This is a genomic window from Streptomyces sp. BHT-5-2 (genome assembly GCF_019774615.1).
Taxonomy (GTDB): Bacteria; Actinomycetota; Actinomycetes; order Streptomycetales; family Streptomycetaceae; genus Streptomyces.
Genome location: NZ_CP081497.1, coordinates 1,288,580 through 1,305,261 on the forward strand (window position 1 = coordinate 1,288,580; position 16,682 = coordinate 1,305,261).

General features: G+C 68.0%; 12 protein-coding genes and 5 pseudogenes. 9 read left to right on the forward strand and 8 right to left on the reverse strand.

Going from position 1 to position 16,682, the window contains the following annotated elements:
• The first annotated feature begins 202 nt into the window (after window positions 1-202).
• The 3 genes from K2224_RS33605 to K2224_RS33615 all read left to right on the forward strand — a co-directional run bounded on the left by K2224_RS33605 (window position 203) and on the right by K2224_RS33615 (window position 5,489).
• The gene (locus K2224_RS33605; RefSeq protein WP_221910934.1) at window positions 203-688 is read left to right on the forward strand and encodes a hypothetical protein; all 486 of its coding nucleotides are present in this window, start codon (window positions 203-205) and stop codon (window positions 686-688) included.
• Window positions 685-4,227 carry an NB-ARC domain-containing protein gene (locus K2224_RS33610; RefSeq protein WP_221910935.1) on the forward strand — a complete coding sequence of 1,181 codons (3,543 nt, stop codon included), beginning with the start codon at window positions 685-687 and terminating at the stop codon, window positions 4,225-4,227. Before K2224_RS33605 ends, K2224_RS33610 begins: the two co-directional genes overlap by 4 nt.
• Window positions 4,228-4,661: 434 nt before the next feature.
• Window positions 4,662-5,489 (forward strand): NmrA family NAD(P)-binding protein, encoded by an 828-nt coding sequence (locus tag K2224_RS33615; RefSeq protein ID WP_221910936.1) that lies wholly within the window; start codon window positions 4,662-4,664, stop codon window positions 5,487-5,489.
• Between the two features lie 160 nt (window positions 5,490-5,649).
• On the opposite strand, the pseudogene K2224_RS33620 reads toward K2224_RS33615, so the two are convergent.
• Window positions 5,650-5,796, reverse strand: a pseudogene (locus K2224_RS33620) (ATP-binding protein); the annotation flags it as partial.
• A 148-nt stretch (window positions 5,797-5,944) separates the two neighbouring features.
• Here K2224_RS33620 and K2224_RS33625 point away from each other — a divergent pair.
• The 4 genes and pseudogenes from K2224_RS33625 (at window position 5,945) to K2224_RS41050 (ending at window position 8,900) form a co-directional block, all read left to right on the forward strand.
• Window positions 5,945-7,008 (forward strand): annotated as a pseudogene (locus K2224_RS33625) (tyrosine-type recombinase/integrase).
• Entirely contained in the window at window positions 7,005-7,322 is a 318-nt protein-coding gene (locus tag K2224_RS33630; RefSeq protein ID WP_221910937.1) for a helix-turn-helix transcriptional regulator, read from the forward strand. The pseudogene K2224_RS33625 and the gene K2224_RS33630 overlap by 4 nt, the downstream one beginning before the upstream one ends.
• A gap of 664 nt (window positions 7,323-7,986) precedes the next feature.
• Window positions 7,987-8,253 carry a hypothetical protein gene (locus K2224_RS41045; protein ID WP_260693636.1) on the forward strand — a complete coding sequence of 89 codons (267 nt, stop codon included), beginning with the start codon at window positions 7,987-7,989 and terminating at the stop codon, window positions 8,251-8,253.
• Window positions 8,226-8,900, forward strand: coding sequence for a hypothetical protein (locus tag K2224_RS41050; RefSeq protein WP_260693942.1), 675 nt, complete (start codon window positions 8,226-8,228; stop codon window positions 8,898-8,900). Before K2224_RS41045 ends, K2224_RS41050 begins: the two co-directional genes overlap by 28 nt.
• A 7-nt stretch (window positions 8,901-8,907) precedes the next feature.
• On the opposite strand, the pseudogene istB reads toward K2224_RS41050, so the two are convergent.
• The 3 genes and pseudogenes from istB to K2224_RS41055 all read right to left on the reverse strand — a co-directional run.
• Window positions 8,908-9,525, reverse strand: a pseudogene (gene istB, locus K2224_RS33640) (IS21-like element helper ATPase IstB); the annotation flags it as partial.
• Window positions 9,526-9,566: 41 nt separating this feature from the next.
• A pseudogene (gene istA, locus K2224_RS33645) lies at window positions 9,567-11,228 on the reverse strand (IS21 family transposase).
• Between the two features lie 135 nt (window positions 11,229-11,363).
• Window positions 11,364-11,669 carry a hypothetical protein gene (locus K2224_RS41055; RefSeq protein ID WP_260693637.1) on the reverse strand — a complete coding sequence of 102 codons (306 nt, stop codon included), beginning with the start codon at window positions 11,667-11,669 and terminating at the stop codon, window positions 11,364-11,366.
• 308 nt (window positions 11,670-11,977) lie between these two features.
• On the opposite strand from K2224_RS41055, the gene K2224_RS33655 reads away from it, so the two are divergent.
• On the forward strand, window positions 11,978-12,505 hold the full coding sequence (locus K2224_RS33655) for a hypothetical protein (RefSeq protein WP_260693638.1): 528 nt from the start codon (window positions 11,978-11,980) through the stop codon (window positions 12,503-12,505).
• Window positions 12,506-12,692: 187 nt separating this feature from the next.
• Here the strand turns inward: K2224_RS33655 and K2224_RS33660 are convergent, their stop codons facing one another.
• The 3 genes and pseudogenes from K2224_RS33660 to K2224_RS41065 all read right to left on the reverse strand — a co-directional run.
• Entirely contained in the window at window positions 12,693-13,571 is an 879-nt protein-coding gene (locus K2224_RS33660) for an aldo/keto reductase (RefSeq protein ID WP_221912119.1), read from the reverse strand.
• A gap of 449 nt (window positions 13,572-14,020) precedes the next feature.
• Window positions 14,021-14,332: a LysR substrate-binding domain-containing protein gene (locus K2224_RS41060; protein ID WP_260693944.1), complete on the reverse strand. Its 312-nt coding sequence runs from the start codon at window positions 14,330-14,332 to the stop codon at window positions 14,021-14,023.
• 6 nt (window positions 14,333-14,338) lie between these two features.
• Window positions 14,339-14,644, reverse strand: a pseudogene (locus tag K2224_RS41065) (LysR substrate-binding domain-containing protein); the annotation flags it as partial.
• 63 nt (window positions 14,645-14,707) lie between these two features.
• Between K2224_RS41065 and K2224_RS33670 the strand changes: the two are divergent.
• Entirely contained in the window at window positions 14,708-15,061 is a 354-nt protein-coding gene (locus K2224_RS33670) for a beta/gamma crystallin domain-containing protein (protein ID WP_221910938.1), read from the forward strand.
• Window positions 15,062-15,248: 187 nt separating this feature from the next.
• Here K2224_RS33670 and K2224_RS33675 read toward each other — a convergent pair whose 3' ends face one another.
• A complete protein-coding gene (locus K2224_RS33675; RefSeq protein ID WP_221910939.1) occupies window positions 15,249-16,664 on the reverse strand; it encodes an MFS transporter in 1,416 nt (471 codons plus the stop codon).
• Window positions 16,665-16,682 lie beyond the last annotated feature (18 nt).

The following is a 16,682-nucleotide window of genomic DNA, read 5'->3' on the forward strand; positions in this document are numbered from 1 at the left end:
CGATCTTTTGACGCTGCCCGTATGCCAAGTCCGTGTCCGACTGGGTGGATGGCAAGGGACCTCCGACTCGGTTCGGCGGTCGGCCTGCCAACGGTCTCGGCGCCATCGACGGCAGGGCGGGTGCCCAGTACAGGGGAACCTCTGGCTCCCCCGAAGTGCCCTGCGCTACAAGGAGGTTGAGTGGAGAGCGCGCCGGGGGTCGGTGGCGTACGATCTGCGCAACGGAGTGCGCTTGGAGGTTTCGGCGGTGTTGGATGAGGCGATGACAGCTCTGGCGGCGGCGGGTGGAACCGCTGTCGTGCAGGCGGCGGGCACAGACGCGTGGGCTGGATTGCGGCAGGCGATAGTCCGGTTGTTCGGTCGCGGTGATGACCAGCGCGCGAGCGCTGCTCTGGAGCGCCTTGACGGGACGGCCGCTGCTGTGAGTGCGGCTGATGGCGCGGAAGCCGAACAGGTCCGGACCCATCAGGAGGCCGTGTGGCAGGGACGGTTCGAGGCCCTGATGGAGAATGCCGATGCGTGGGAGCGCGATTCAGTGATCGCCGCGCTGCGGGCCCTGGTTGCCGAGCACTATCCACCCGGGCAGGCCGGCGGGGGTGAGGTGTCGGGTAACACGTTCAACGGCCCCACCATCATGCAGGTCGGCACTGGCAACCGGCAGGACAACCGCTTCGGGAACGGTGCATGACCACGGGCCTGGGCGGGGGCGGTTTATTCGACAACACCTTCAACGGCCCTGCCGCCCTGCAGATCGGCGACCACAACCAGCAGAACAACACCTTCCACTTTCACGCCACCCAGCCACCACCTCCGCAGCCTGCCGCCCCGGAGGTGCCCGGCTGGTGGGTGGTCGATCGTGACGAAGCCGATCAGGTCATCTCCGCCGTGTGTTCACCCGCCTGCGGGCCGGTGGGGATCACGACGGCTCTGGAGGGCGCGGGCGGCTTCGGCAAGACGACCCTGGCCCACATCGTCCGCGCCAGCCCCCGGGTGCGGCAGCATTTCCGGGGAGGGGTGTACTTCTTCGTCGTCGGCCGCGAGGTGGACAGCGCACAAGCCGTCGCCCGGCTGGTGCACGATGTGACACTCGCCATCACCGGCAGGGACGTATCGTTCGACAGCCCGGATCGGGCGGGCGAGTACCTTGGCCAGCTCCTGGACCAGCGCCCCGACCAGCCCACCCTGCTGATCTTTGACGACGTTTGGACCCAAGAGCAGCTCGGCCCCCTTCTTGCGGGAGGCGAAGGCTGTGTGCGACTGGTCACCACGCGCGTCCCCGCGATCCTGCCGTCCGACGCGAAGACGGTGCGGGTCGGCGCGCTGTCCCAGGACCAGGCTCTGCAGGTGCTGACCTGTGAACTACCGAACCTGCCTGAAGAGGTGACCAGGCGCCTGGTGCAGGTCACCGGCGGGTGGCCCTTGCTGCTGCGCCTGGCCAACCGGCTGATCAACCGGCGGATCCGGACGGGAGCCAACGCGGCCTCCGTCGCCGCGGGTCTGCTGCGGAGCTTGGAGGATCGAGGACCGGCCGCAGTGGACAAGCCCACCGCCGTACCCGACCTTGGCGACCCCAAGCAACGCGCAACGACGGTACGGGCGACCGTCGAAGCCTCGATCGCGGACCTGTGCGCCGACAGCCGGGCGCGGTTCGCCGAACTGGGGATCTTTGCTCACGGCGAGGCCGCGCCCATCTCCGTCGTAGCCACGCTGTGGCGCGCCACAGCGAATCTCGACGAGTGGCAGACGCGGGATCTGTGCGCGGACCTGAACGACCTGTCCCTGATCACCGTGGACGACACGGACGGGGGGCGCTTGAGCCTGCACGATGTCCTCCGTGACTACCTGCGAGCCGAACTCGGCCCTGACCGCCTTGCTGAACACCATGGCGCACTGGTGGACGCCGTCCAGGCCGACCTGCCCCCGGCAGCCCCGCTCACCTCGACCGCGCCGCGCCCCACTGCCGCGTGGTGGGTACTGACCGACCCCTACCTGCTCGACCACGCCATCATCCATCTCCTGGCCGCACACCGCATCGCACCGGCCGAAGCCCTCGCCTGCGACCTGCGCTGGATCGAAACCCGTCTGCACCACGGCGGCCCAACCGCTCCCTGGACGGACTGCGCCCAGATCCCGACCCCCGCGGCCGCCCAGCGGGCGCGCGACCTCTCCAGCGTCACGCACCTGCTCGGACCGACCGAGCCCGCCCACGCATTGACCGCCATTCTGTACAGCCGACTCCGCCCGCTCCCTGCGTGGCACGACCAGATCGCCGCCCGGGAGAGCCGATGGCTCCACCCTGCTCTCCGCAATCACTGGACACCACCCGACCTGCCAAGCCCTGCTTTTCTGCGTACCCTCACCGGCCACACCGATACGGTGAACGATGTGGCGGTCGCGCCGGACGGCGCGTGGCTCGCCACCGCCAGCGACGACGCGACAGTGCGGATCTGGGACCCGGTCACCGGCCGGGAGACCGCTTGCCTGGCCGGCCATGAGGACAAGGTGTGTCGGGTGGCGATCGCGCCGGACGGCACCTGGCTCGCCAGCGCTGGCCGGGACAGGACGGTGCGGATCTGGGATCGGGACAGTGGCCAGGAGATCAGCTGCCTCACCGGCGATACCGGGCCGGTGCACGATGTGGCGGTCGCGCCGGACGGCGCGTGGCTCGCCACCGCCAGCGACGACGGGACAGTGCGGATCTGGAACCCGGCCACCGGCCAGGAGACCGCCCGTGTCACCGGACACAGCCTCCTGGTACATCGAGTGGCCATCGCGCCGGATGCCGCCTGGCTGGCCACCACCGGCAGCGACGGGAACGTGCGGATCTGGGATCCCGCCACCGACCAGGTGACCGCATGCCTCTCCGGCCACAAAGGTCCGGTGAGAGGGCTGACGGTAGCCCCGGATGGCACGTGGCTTGTCACCGCCGGCGACGACAAGACGGTGCGGATCTGGGACTTGGCGACGGGTCAGGAGACCGCCTGTCTGACCGCCCATACCGACCTCGGGCGTGATGCGGCGGTCTCACCGGACGGGACCTGGTTCGCCGCCACCGGCGACAACACCGTGCAGATATGGGATCGGGCCACTGGCACGAGGACCGCCTGCCTCACCGGCCCCTCCTTCTCGCTGAACGGCGTCGCGATCGCGCCGGACGGCACCTGGCTCGCGACCACGGGCGGCAACACAGCTCAGATCTGGAACCCGGCCATCGGCCAGGGCACCGCACCCCTCACTGGATACTCCCTCCCGGTCACGACAGTGGTGGTCACACCGAAGGGCACCTGGCTCGCCAGCTACGGCTACGACGGCAGAGTGCGCGTCTGGGACCAGGCCACCGGCCAGGAGATCGCCTGCCTGGCCGAAGCATGGGCGCAGGTGGAGGCGATCGCATCGGATGGCACCTGGCTCGCCACCATCCACTACGACACGGTACAGATCTGGGACTCGGCTACTGGCAAGGAGACCGCCCGCCTCACCGGCCACACCGGGCCGGTGAACGGAGTGGCGATCGCGCCGGACGGCACCTGGCTCGCCACCACCGGCAACGACAAGACGGTACGGATCTGGGATCGGACCACCGGCAAGGAGATCGCTCGCCTCACCGGCCACACCGGGCCGGTGAACGGAGTGGCGATCGCGCCGGACGGCACCTGGCTCGCCACCACCAGCAAGGACGGAACGGTGCGCATCTGGGACCGGGCCAACGGCCGGGAGACCGCCCGCTTCCCGGGAGCCACCGTTTCGACGGGTCCGGTGGCGATCGCGCCGGACGGCGCCTGGTTCGCCACCACCAGCGACACCGGGACAGTGCGGATCTGGGACCGGGCCACGGGCCAGGAGACCGTTCATGTCACCGGACACCCCGGCTGGGTGCATGTCGCGGCGATCGCGCCGGACGGCACTTGGTTCGCCACCACCGGCGGCTACAACGCGACGGTATGGATCTGGGACCGGGCCACCGGCCAGGAAATCGCCTGCCTCGTCGGCCACACCGGCCGGGTCACCAGGGTGGCGCTCTCACCGGACGGCGCCTGGCTCGCGACCGCCAGCGACGACGGCACAGTGCGGGTCTGGGACCCAAAGTCGGGGCGAGCCATCACCATGATGCGCACCGACGGGATCTTGTACGCCTGCGCCTGGACTCCCGACGGTCTCGGCGTCGTCGTCGGCGGTACACGGGGCGTGTACGTCTACGAGTTCCACCGCGGCACGTCTGCCGGGTGATCATGCCTTCGAGGCCGCGCGACGTAATGGATCGCGACTCGCACGCAGCGGCACGGCCTCGTCTGTCCCAGCCAGTACGGCCTTACAACACCCCCAGTGTGCTCGCCCCACACGACTAGATTCACTGTCAGAGAAGCTGAAACGGCTGGGTTCGCTGTCAAACGACTCGATTGGATGACAAGGGACAGGGTTCCGGAGTCACTTAGTGATCAGTTTGCTTGTGACTGTCGATGAGAAATGACGGCAGTGACGTGGCAGGGAACGCCTGCGGCGGCTGTCCGTCAGGTCTGCCAGCCGCTGGGGTGCGCCGACGAATGCCTTTGAGTGCGGGTATGAACATGCTCAGCGGTGCGTCCCCTAACACGGTAAGCGGATGATGCCTCCGGTAATGTTGGCGAGGACTCTTGACGCCTTCTCGGACGGTGGGGGACTGGATGATTCTTGTGACAGGTGCGACCGGGACCATTGGCCGGTACCTGGTACAGGCTCTTGCGGAGGCGGACGTGCCCTTTCGGGCGCTGGTGCGGGACGCGCGCAAGGGCAAGGAGCTGGACTGCGAGTTCGCGGTCGGAGACTTCGACGATCCGGTGTCGATGGTGTCCGCCCTGAAAGGGGTTGACCGTCTTCTGCTCAACAGTGGCGGCGCGCTTCCCGTGGATGGGCAGCAGCCGATGGTCCGGCAGCAGACCGGCGTCATCGATACGGCGCGGGCTGTCGGGGTCTCGGGGGTGGTGAAGGTATCGGCGTGGCAACCCGGCCCCGACGCGAAGCTGTCCGTACGCGCGCACTGGGAGATCGAGCAGTACCTCAAGGCGTCTGGGCTGCGGTGGGCGTCGTTGCAGCCCACCGGTTACATGCAGAATTTCTTCACGGGCGAGGGCGGCTTCACCCACAGCGGTGCCTTGGAAGGTCCGTACGATGCAGGACGTGTGGCGTACATCGACGCCTACGACGTCGCTGCCTGTGCGGCAGTGCTGCTGACAGGCCCGCTCCGGGGCGACGAAACCTATGCGCTCACCGGGCCGGAGGCGCTGACGCATGAGGAGATCGCCGCCAAGCTCGCCATTCCCTTCCGAAATCTGACCCCTCAGGAGGCAGCTGAGGGTCTACAGGCACAGGGGTTGCCCGACTGGTTCGTAGATGACCTTCTGCGACTCTACGCAGAGATGGCAGCTGGCACGATGTCTGAGGTGACGACGGCGGTGCGGGAACTAACCGGGCGTGCGCCTCGTGCGTTCGACGAGTTCTTGGCGAACCGGTAGGACACGCTCGTAGAACCGTCAATCCCGCAACAACCGGGATCGAAATCAGGAACGCTGAAGCCCAAACCGGGAGACCGGGTGTCAAGTCGGCTGTTCTTCTGATGACGGCTCGCCGCCCGTGAGGGCGGTGAGCCGCCGGGGCGGCGGGCCTGCAGCTGTGTCAGCTGGCCTTGACGGGTTCCGCGGCCCGGGCTCGGGTGCTGGCGAGCCGACAGGAGTCGGTGCCGGTCTCGATGATGGTGCAGTTGAAGGTGAGCCGGTCGACGATGGCCGCGCAGAGACGCGGGTCGGTGAAGGTCTTCGTCCAGTCATCTGGGGCTGGCACTTGTTCCCTCACGAGAGTTGCCGCTGCCACCTGCCCGTATCCCGCTCCTGCGGCCCTCGTTGGTTCTCGCGGTAGCACCCCGTTTTGCAAGGTGCTGCCTTGACCGTTCAGGTGCGAGGAACGTGTGCCGGTGACGGAGGCGAGACTCCAGGTCATCGCGGGAGGGGCGGTTCCGAAGGAGCCGCTGGTCACGGATCCGTGGCAGTTTCAAACCGCATGCGTCGATGCGTTCGTCGCCTCGTGGCGAGCCCGCGGATTCAGCCCGGTGACCATCGACAACGACATCGGTCTGTTGGAGCGGACCTTGGCTGCCCTGGGCCGGCCAGCGTGGGAGGTCACCCCGGAGGACATCGATCGTGTCGTGGGCGACCTCGCTGTGAAGGGCCGCAAGACCTCAACCTGTCGCGAGTATGTCCAGGTCTTCAAGGGGTTCCACCGGTTCCTGCAAGCCCGCAAGGCGGCCGAGATCGAGGCCGCATTCGGCGTCCGACTGGTCTGCCCGGTCGACGAGTTCAACGCGTCCCGACATGTCGGCGACGATTCCCCAGCTCTGGTACCGCCTCCGACACCGGAGCGGGTGGCAGAGTTCTTCGACTTCATGAAGCAGCGGATCGCCACCGCGAGGAAGTATGGACCCGCCGCCCGGGACTATGCGATGTTCCGGACGCTGCATCACGCCGGGCTCCGCTCGGAGGAGGCGTCGCTGCTGGACAAGCCGGACGTGCACTTCACCCGCGGCCCGTTCGGCAAGCTCCACGTCCGTTTCGGCAAGGGAGCCCACACCTCCGGGCCGCGTCCGTGCTGGGTTCCCATGCTCGACGGCATGGACCTGGTGCTGCGATGGTTCCTCGACGACGTGCGGCTCAAGTTCCCGGAGTCTCCGGTGCTGTTTGCCGACGAGTCCGGCGGCCCTCTGCATCGCGGGACCATCCGCAACCGGCTCCGCTATCTCATGGAACTCGAAGGACGCCCGCCGGCCCAGAGGTTCAGCCCGCATGACTGCGGAGAGCCTGCGCGACCCGCAACTACGAACGCGGCGTCGACCTTGTAGCGATCCAGCAGATGCTCGGACATTGGACCGTCAGCTCGACCATGCGGTATGTCCGGCCCTCCGCGACCTTTATCGAGGACGCGTATCAGCGGGCTGTGGCCAGCACTCTCGTCGAGCTGACGGGGAAGGACACCTCGACATGAAGATCCGATGGCGGCTTCGGATGGCTGCCGCCCAGTGCGAGGTCTGGACCGGCACCGAGTTGCGGCGGTTGCTGGCTGAGAAGGCTGGCCTGGAGTTGTCCTCCGCATCGGTGTCCGCGCTGTTCACCAAGGAACCCTCGCAGGTGAAGATGACCACGCTGGCCGCATTGTGCACCGCGCTGGAGTGCACCCCCAACGACCTCATCGAGGTCGACACGACCCCCGTCGAGCGGCCCATCGCCCCACCTCGGCCCGTCGTAGACCTCCCCAAGGCCGTCGGCTCCGCCCGGGGCCGGTCGATGCCGCCCTTGTGACCCGCGGACATCTTTATGGGTAAGAAGCAACGGGACTGCGTCACCTGCGGTGCCCCTGTCGGCTACCTCGACCGGCAGCACTGCTGCCGGTGCTGGCGCCGCATGAAGGAACAGGCAGCGAAGGCGGAATGCCCTTCCTGCAGCAAAGACCGCGTGCTCCAGCCGGACACCGGCCGGTGCATCACCTGCTCGCGCGTCTGCGAACAGTGCGGCCACCCGATCCGCTTGCCCCAGAACCGCCTTTGCCGAGAATGCCGCCGTCGGGGCGACCGACTGGCAGTCCAACAACCCTGCCCCCGCTGCGGCAAGCACGGCTATCTCCGCGAGGCGACCGGGTGGTGCGGCCCATGCTCCCGGCCCAGGCAGGGCAAGCAGCCGCCGCGGATCTGCCGAGAATGCGGGCCCTCCGTCGGCATGCCGGACTGGACTCTGCTCAGCCTGCTGGCAGAAGCACCCCGACCGCCCCTTCATCCGCGGCGAACGCCTCCGCCAACGACTCGACAACCCACCAGCCTGGCTCTACGACTTCGTCGCGCATGTCGCCGCCCACAACTGCGTCGCCCGGGCCTGCGGCTTCATCACCAGCCTGGACCGGCTCCTGCACGATGGCCAGCCCAACTTGCCCCAGGCTCTCCTGAAGCGGTCCCGTCGCCCCGGACGGTCGATGGGCTCCTTCGCTCGCGCACTTGAGGACTTCTTCACCCAGCGCGGCTTGGCCCTTCCCGCCGACCAGGCCGAACGGCTCGCCGCCGGGCGGCGCAAGGGCCGCATCGACGTGGTCCCCGAACCTCTCAGGCCGGCGGTCATCGCCTTCGACGCCGCCCGGATGCGAGCCCAGGACCGGGCCCGACGGGCCGGAACCCGGCCTCGCAGTGACCACACCCTGGAAACCGCCCTGGTACCATGCGCGACCTGGCCAACTTCCTTGTGAACCAATGCACCAAGAACGACTGGGCCCTGGCGGACGTGCACGACATCGAGGCATTCCTGGCCACTCTGCCCAGGGCCCGCAAGCGGCGGCTGACTGTGCTGCGTCAGTTCTTCCGCTTCGCCCGCTCGCAGCACATCGTGCTGGTCGACCCGACCCGTACCCTGACTGCGAAGACGCCCAGCGGCTTCCGCGGCAGAATGCTCACCCTGGACCAGCAGCGGGCCCTCTTCCGGCGCTGGACCACCGACCAGCACGTCCACCCGCACGAGGCCCTGTTGGGCATGCTCGCTCTGCTGCATGGCGCCTCCAGTGCGGAAGTCCGCATGCTCCAGATCGCCGTGGACCCTGCCTCCTGGACAGTGCTGGAACGGTGCCTGGCCCATCGCGAGGCATGGCCGGCAGCCAATCCTCACGTGATGGTCACCAAAGGAACAAAGGCCGGGCGAAGCCCGGCATCAACTGCCTATCTATCCCACGTCCTTGACGACTGCGGATACCCACCCCGGATGATTCGCAGCACCCGACTCGTGGATCTCGTGAACACCATGGACCCCAAGCTCGTCGCGGCGGCCTTCGGCATGGACGCCCAGGGCGTGCTGGCCTATCTCGCCGACCGCATCGATCCCGGGCGCTTGCCGAACCCGTGAAGCTTCGGCAGCACCTCGGACGAGTTCGCCGGAACATGTGCGCTTTTCCGAAGGACTCGTTGGAGGCGATGGCGACGCTGTTCTTCTCCTCGCGCTTGGTCAGAACCTGGAATAGGAGTTCGGCGCCGTGCCGGTCCAGCTCCATGTAGCCGAGCTCATCGATGCAGAGAAGATCGACACGGCTGTAGCGGGCGATGGTCTTGTTCAACTGCTTCTCATCGGCGGCCTCGACCAGTTCGTTCACCAGCTTCGTGGCGAGCGTGTAGCGGATCCGGTAGCCCTTCATCGCCGCCTCGGTGCCCAGAGCAATGAGCATGTGTGACTTGCCGGTGCCGGAGTCGCCGATCAGACAGAGCGGTTGCCCCAGCTTGATCCATTCGCAGCTGGCGAGGGTGTGGACGGTGGCCGCGTCGATGTTGGGGTTCGCGTCGAAGTCGAACAACCGAAGGGATTTCTCCCGCGGGAAGTTCGCCGCCTTGATTCGCCGCTCCGAACGGCGGCGGGCCCGGTCGTCGCACTCGGCCATCATCAGTTCGGCGAGGAAGCCCCGGTAGTTCATCTGCTCCTTCAGCGCACGCTCGGCGATGTCGGAGAACTCCTTGCGGATCGACGGTAGCCGCAGCATGCGGCAGGCAGTGTCAATGGCGGTGTCGGCAGCCTGCTCGGTCAAGCCTCGCTGGCGGGGCAGGGGCGTCGCTGTGCTTCTCCCTCACGGTGGTCACCGCCGCTGTCGCGGCGGCGTCGGAGCAACTGGTCATAGGGGGTCACCGAGGGCAGCGGCCTGGTGTCCGGCGGAAGATGCGCAAGGCGCCACTCGTTCAGGGGCGTCACGGTCGCTGGCAGCTTGCTGGAAGCCAGGTGGTCTGCCCTGGGGCCGGGTTCGGTCTCGGCCTGGGCGGCCTTGCGCGCCTCCAGCGCGACAGCGTCCGCGGTCAGGGCCCCGGCACGAAGGGCCGCGGCGAGGCCGGCGACGACATGCTCATGTGGAAGGTGCCGGCCCAGTAGCAGGACCTCGATCAGGGCGCGGGTGCCGTCTCGCTCGCCGTGGATCTTCTTGGCCTGGTCCCACCAGGCGTCGTGGACTGGGGTGAACTTGCCTGCCGAGCGGGCCTGTTCGAGAGCGGTGAAGCTGGGGAAGGCAGCGGGCTTGCGGACCAGAGCCTCCAGGTAGTGGTCCAGGTCCAGGCGGACGGCGCCTTTGGCGATGAGTCTCTCGTGCTGGGCCACTTCCACGTTCTTGTCGTAAACCACCAGGTGAGAAGCGTGCAGCATGACCCGAACCCGCTTCCCGATCAGCCTGATGGGGACCGAGTAGCGGTTGGTGCGGACAGGGATCTGGCCGTAGCGATCGACTCTCGGCGTGAACAGCCGGCCCGTCTCGAATGGTTCGTCGGGCAGCGGCGGCAGCAGCGGCTGTTCGAGCGCGAAACACTCCGCGACCGTCTTGGATCTCGACCCAATGCGGCGAGCGTCGTCCTGCCGGTCCCACTGCTCGACCATCTTGTTCAGCTCAGCGAGCGAGGAGACCTCGGGGACCGGAACGAAGTGATTGCGGCGGAAGTAGCCGATCTGGCCTTCGACTCCGCCCTTCTCATGGGCCCCTTCGATGCCAGGCCGGCAGTAGAAACTTTCGATGCCGAAGTGCGACTTGAACGCGATCCACCGATCCGTCTCCACCCGGGCCCGGCTCAGTCCCAACACCTAGGCGATGGCCGCCTTGAGGTTGTCATAGCGGACCTTGCTCCGCGGGACACCGCCCAGCGTCCGCAGCGCGTGCACGTGCCCTTCGAAGAAGGCTTCCTGACTGGCCGAGGCGAACACGCGGTGGACGGCCTTGCCCGAGTACGACAAGTGGAAGGAGAACAGGTAGCAGGTCACCAGCTCGCCGGCCAGCCGCACGCTCACGTCGCCGAAATCGACCTCCGCCTCGTGGCCGGGCTGGTGGGTCTGCGGGACGAACGCCTCCAGCGGCGCCTTGCCGGACTCGACCAGAATCTCGGGCTTCCGGCTGGCGACGTAGTAGCGGACGATCCCGTAGGAGACATCCGCCCCGTGTTCCTCGACCAGCCGGTGAAAGATCCGGGTGACCGTGTGCCGCTGCTTGCGCGGCGCATCTAGATCCGATCGCAGGAGCTCGTCGATCAACGGCTTGAAGGGATCCAGGGCGGTGGCCCGGGGCGGGAGCTTCTTGCGCGGCTCAGGCCAGGCCGAGTCCAGCGCTTTGCGCACCGTCCGCCACGTCACGCCGTGCTTGCGCTCAAGCTCCCGCATCGACATGCCGTCGCGATGGTCACGCCGGATCGCCGCGTGCAGCTCGACCTTCGACATCTGCGGCATGACCAGCACCTTTCACCAGGAGCATCCCGATGCTGCCCTGGCAAGAGACCTGGTGCCTCCCAAACTCATCAACATCACCCGACCGTGGATCAGGGCGCCTCCCAAACCCATCGACAAGTGCCGTCGCTACTGCTCGATAAAGCCAGACTGCAAGATCCCGAGCAACATATGGGCCGGCCGCAGGTCCTTCTTGCGGCCGACGGAGGCGAAGCTTCGCTCCAGCGCGAGCCTCGCCGAGGCACCGATCTTCGGCTGCCCGGAAGTGGGACTCGGCCGTGGCAGGGCATAGGTGGCCGGGGAGACCCCGACCGTCTGCAGGCTGTGTTCGAACTCCCGGACGGCGCAGCGCCACGACAGCTGCCAAGGCGTCAGCAGGCTCTTGCGGCACAGGATTTTCAACGGCAGACATGCAAGCAGCCCTGGTTGACTCATCCCGATAGCCAACCCCGGTTGCTACCGGCGTCGTCCTGATGAGGGGTGGTAGGGAGGTCGCGGTGCTCTCGGCAACGCTGGTTGAATCGGATCTGCCTGGCCGACCCCGCGGCGTCGCACGGCGCTGCCACCACCAGTTGCCGGTTCGACGGCGGACTCCGGCAGGCCATGGCTCATCGCTGCGGAGTCAGTGGGGCAGGCGAGTCGATGCGACGTGATCAGGCCGCCGCGGTCGACATCGGAGAGAACTTGTTGGAGTCTGCGTGAGATTATGGATAGCCATCACTGCCGAGCCGATACCTTCGCATGTGTCCGCGCTCGATTACGCCATTGTTCCGGCCCTTGAGCAGGGCCACGATGTCGCGCTCTACGCCCCGCTGATGTTCCGCCGCGAAGCCCGGCGGCGGGGCGTGGAGTTCCATCGGGCGGGTACGGACTGGACCTGCGATGCTGCCGTTGAGCGGGCAGCAAGCGAGACCTGGAAGGAGTTCGGGAACGGCCCCTTCAACCGCTTTCTCTTCGGTCGGCTCTGGCCGGATCAGGCCGAGGCGAAGGCGCGTGATCTGATCACTGCCTGGACGCGGGTGCGGCCCGATCTGGTGATCGCCGAGTGCAGCGATCTCGGTGCGCATCTTGCTGCGAGGGTCCTGGAACTGCCTGTGTTCGCAGCGGACAATGGGCTTGGCCCGGTGCTCCGGGAGCTCTGGGAGACCGACATCGCGCCCGCGTTGACCCCCGTCTACAACTCCTGCTACGGCGTAAACATGACGGCCGCCGACGCCGAGCTGTCGCGGTTGCCGTCGCTGGACTTCGCGCGGCTGCGGGACGCGGTGTGATGGTGAGGCCCCTGTCGCCACCGCGCCCGCTGCGCCGCGCGCTTTCCCTTGCGGGCCTGGGCTCTGCTCTCCTGCATGTTCTGACAGGAAGTCAGCCGGGCGTTCAGACTGGCATTCAGGCGGGCATCGTGGAGCACATCGGCACGCACCGGACCGGCCCCGACGCGCCCGCCGCGGCCGCTGATCGTCACAGGCGGGCCAAGTCTTCTGGAGTGAGCGTGAGGTCGGCGGCGGCCGCGGAGGCGCGGATGGTCTCCGGCCGGCTGGAGCCGGGGATCACGATGGTTGTCGGGGCCAGGTGCAGGTGCCAGGCCAGGCAGATCTGTTGCGGGCTCACGCCCTTTTCCGCGGCGAGCTGATGGAAGCCGGCGAACTTGGGCGGTGTGCCGGTGCCGAGGTTCGAGGGCCCGTCCAGGGAGCTGCGGGAGATGCCACCGAGCGGGCTCCAGGGCAGGAAGGCCAGTCCGAGCTCGGCGCAAAGACGCAGCTCCGGCGCGCTGTCGCGGACCGAGGGAGAGAACTCGTTCTGAACCGACACGAGGTCGTCGCCCAAGATCGCGTGGGCCTGGCGGATCTGGTCCACGGTCACGTTGGAGAGGCCGACCTTACGGACTTTTCCCTCGCCGACCAACTCGGCCAGCGCGCCGACGGAGTCGGTGAACCGCACTGCGGGGTCGGGCTTGTGCAGCTGGTAGAGGCCGATGACGTCGGTGCCCAGGCGCTTGAGTGAGCCCTCGCAGGCCCGCTTGAGGTGCTCGGGGGTACCGGTGACGGTCCAGGAGCCGTCGCCCGGACGACCACGACCGCCCTTGGTGGCCACCAGGATGCCGGAGGTGTCCTGACCGTAGGCAGCCAGGGCGCGGGCGATGAGGAGTTCGTTGTGGCCCGTCTCATCGGCGTGCCAGTGGTAGGAGTCCGCGGTGTCGATGAGGGTGATGCCCGCATCCAGGGCCGCGTGGATGGTGGCGATGGCACGAGCCTCGTCGGGGCGGTTCTCGATCGACAGCGGCATGGCGCCCAGTCCGACGGCGCTGACGTGGGTTTCGCCGAGGTTGCGGTAGTGCATGTGCGTGCTCCGAAGGCTCATACGAGGCATCGGCGGCCGTGTTCGGTCGCCAGTCGCCGGTGTGCGAGAAACGGAACAGTATCCCGGAAGACGCCCACTTCCCCCGGGGGTGAGACGCAGGTCACGGGCGTTGGCGAGGTCGGATATGGAGCCTTTCACCGAAGCGCCGAAGCGCCGAAGCGCCGAAGCGCCGAAGCGCCGAAGCGCCGAAGCGCCGAAGCGCCGGAGCATTGAAGCGAGGTGACGCTGCGTCGGAAATCGGTGATGCTGCTGGGTGGCGCCGCCCGCGCCATGACCCCTTCCTCGCCCAGGGAGCGTGCCGGGCACTGGAGGACGCCGCGGTCCTGTCCGCCGAACTCGCCGACACCGCCGTCGACATCCCAACGCGCTGACGCACTACGAACACGCCCGCCGCCCCCGCAGCCAACGTAGCCAGCGGATGGCCCGTGTCAGTCCGTGGACGGTGCCGCCGCCAGGTTCGCGGTCCCGGACTTCTCTTCCCTCTCCGCATCGCCGGGGTGCCGGCGCAGTGTTGCGGTGGCGATGTCCAGGAAGTCCGCCACGGGGCCCGTGCAGTTGCTCTCCGGTACCGCCAGGCAGGTCTCGACGGGCAGGGCGTCGGTGACGGTCAGGTAGACGAGGTCAGGGCGGGAGTACGAGTCCGCGATGCTGACGGGAACGAGTGCGATTCCCTGGCCGGAGGCGATGAGCTCGAACTTCTCCTCCGGTGACGAGGTCCGCCGGGCTCTGCCGTCGAGCATCGGCTCACCGTCGAGATCGGCCGATGTGACAGCGCGGCAGTCGGCCAGTGGATGTGTCACCGGCAGGCACGCGACCTTGGTCTCGCGACCGATGGGGACGGAGCGCAGCCCCGAGTCGTCGAAGGGGCGCCGGAGGTATCCGGCGTCCGCGCGGCCATCGCGAAGGGGCGCGTCCCGCTCCCACCAGCGCAGCGGAAAGACATCGATCGCGACCTTCGGATGGCTCGCGGTGAATGCCCGGATCGCCTCCGAAGTGCCCGGATTCCGTTGCGGCGGGGATGGTCCAGCCCGCAGGTTCGGATCGCCGAGCACCGCATTGCCGCTTCAGCCGGCGACTGTGAAGTGAGCGGTTCGCCATTCAAGGAGGAGAGTTTTGTGATCTCGAAGACGAAGAAGGTCGCGCGTTCCGTGGGTGTGGCATTCGCCGCGGCCGCGACTCTGACCATCGCCGTGCCGACGGGCAACGCTTTCGCCATTGACCATGTCACCTGCCGCGGTGGTGAGAACTTCCTGAAGATCTGGTCGCGCAACGGCGGAAGTCAGAGCGTGGACTGCTACGCCAACGCCGGGAAGACCGACTTCGGCGGATGGTGGGTCGACAAGATCTCCACGGGGAACAACGACCTGATCTACTACGACGCCAACGGCGACTCGGTGAGGGTCGAACGGTGGCATGAGATCACCTTCCCCAACCGTCCGCCGAAGGTCACCGCCATCGAAATTCTCTGAGCGGCTGAAGGGTTGGTCGTGGGGGGCGACCACTTTTGTCGGTGCTCCATTCCTGGACACCGCGGTCTCGTGGGTGAACTCGGGTTCGCCGTAGCGTGAGACTGCCCGTATCCGGAGCACTGATGCTGGCCGCGCCTTTACGGGCGTGGCCGGCATTGTTTTGTGGGGGCGCTGTACTTCCCGGGTCTCACGCCCCCGCGTTCCGGTGCCCGTTCCGTCGCAGTGTGAGTGTGGTGGCTGCGGTGAGGGCGAGTCCGGTGGCCGCGGTGAGCATGCTCCACTGCATGCCGGTCCGGAAGGTGTCGGCCCCTGCCAGGAGTGCTCCGAAGAGGGCTACCGCGAGGGCTCCGCCGATCTGGCGGCCGGTGTTGAGGAGGGCGGATGCGGTGCCGGCGCGGTTGGCGGGGACGGCGTCGAGGAGCATGGCGGTCAGCGCGGGGACGGCCAGGGCCCCGCCGAGGCCGACGGGCACCATCAGGGCCGCGACCGTCCACAAGGGGGTGTGGGGGCCGACGGTCAGCAGGGTCAACAGCCCGGCGGCGCCGAGGAGTTGCCCGGCGATCATCGGTACGCGCGGGCCGAACAGCGCGGCCAGTTTCGCGGAGGCGAGGTTGACCACGGCCACCAGCGCGGTCATGGGGATGAACAGTACGCCTGCGTGGAGGGCGGACTGGCCGCGTTGTTGCTGGAGGTAGAGGCTGAAGATGAAGACGCTGCCGTAGTAGGCGGCGTTGAGCATGAAGCCGATGGCCAGGGAGACCGCCACCACACGGGAGCGGAACAGCTGCAGGGGGAGCATGGGGTGGGCGCCCTTGGCCTGCGCGGTCAGGAAGCCGGCCGCCGAGGCCACGGCCACCACCAGCGAGCCGACCACCAGCGGCCGGCCGAAGCCTTCGGCACCGCCCTCGATCATGCCGTAGGTCAGCCCGCCCATGGCGATGACGGCGGTGACCTGACCGGTGAGGTCCAGACGGGCGGGCAGACGCGGCGAGGCCGGTATGCGGGCGAGGAGGATGAGGGCGAGAAGACCGGCGGGGAGGTTGACGTAGAAGATCCACCGCCACCCGACGGTTGCCGTCAAGGCGCCGCCCAGGACGGGACCGGCGGCCACCGCGACGGCCCCGCCGACCGTCCAGATCGCAATGGCACGGGCGCGTTGGGCCTGGTCGGGGAAGCCCTGGCGGACCAGCGCCAGGGAAGCCGGCATCATCACGGCCGCCGCCGCGCCTTGGAGGAATCGGGCGGCGATGAGGGTGGTGAGGTTGGGGGCGAGTCCGCAGGCGGCGGAGGAGAGGGCGAAGAGGATCAGGCCGGCGGCGTAGGACTGGCGGGCTCCGATGCGGTCGGAGAGGGCGCCGGCGGAGAGCATCAGGGCGGCGAAGAGGAGGGTGTAGCCGTCGACGACCCACTGCAGGCCGGACATGCCGCCGCCCAGGCTGCGGCCGATGTCCGGCAGCGCCACGGTGACGATCAACGCGTCCAGGGAGATGAGGAAGAAGCCCAGCAGGGCGGCACCGAGAACGACCAGGGAACCACCCCCAGCCGCCGCCGGGGCGCTCACCACGGCGCCGGAGCCGGGGGAGGACTTGAGTGGGGATTTCATTGGGGCACTCCTGCGGGC

Excerpts from the sequence above, each read along its gene's own strand:
- K2224_RS41060 (WP_260693944.1), bottom strand. The coding sequence starts at position 14,332 with ATGCTCGACGGCAGAGCCCGGCGGACCTCGTCACCGGAGGAGAAGTTC.
- K2224_RS33630 (WP_221910937.1), top strand. The coding sequence starts at position 7,005 with ATGAAGATCCGATGGCGGCTTCGGATGGCTGCCGCCCAGTGCGAGGTC.
- K2224_RS41045 (WP_260693636.1), top strand. The coding sequence starts at position 7,987 with ATGGGCTCCTTCGCTCGCGCACTTGAGGACTTCTTCACCCAGCGCGGC.
- K2224_RS33615 (WP_221910936.1), top strand. The coding sequence starts at position 4,662 with ATGATTCTTGTGACAGGTGCGACCGGGACCATTGGCCGGTACCTGGTA.
- K2224_RS33610 (WP_221910935.1), top strand. The coding sequence starts at position 685 with ATGACCACGGGCCTGGGCGGGGGCGGTTTATTCGACAACACCTTCAAC.
- K2224_RS41050 (WP_260693942.1), top strand. The coding sequence starts at position 8,226 with ATGCGCGACCTGGCCAACTTCCTTGTGAACCAATGCACCAAGAACGAC.
- K2224_RS33660 (WP_221912119.1), bottom strand. The coding sequence starts at position 13,571 with ATGCACTACCGCAACCTCGGCGAAACCCACGTCAGCGCCGTCGGACTG.
- K2224_RS41055 (WP_260693637.1), bottom strand. The coding sequence starts at position 11,669 with ATGAGTCAACCAGGGCTGCTTGCATGTCTGCCGTTGAAAATCCTGTGC.
- K2224_RS33675 (WP_221910939.1), bottom strand. The coding sequence starts at position 16,664 with ATGAAATCCCCACTCAAGTCCTCCCCCGGCTCCGGCGCCGTGGTGAGC.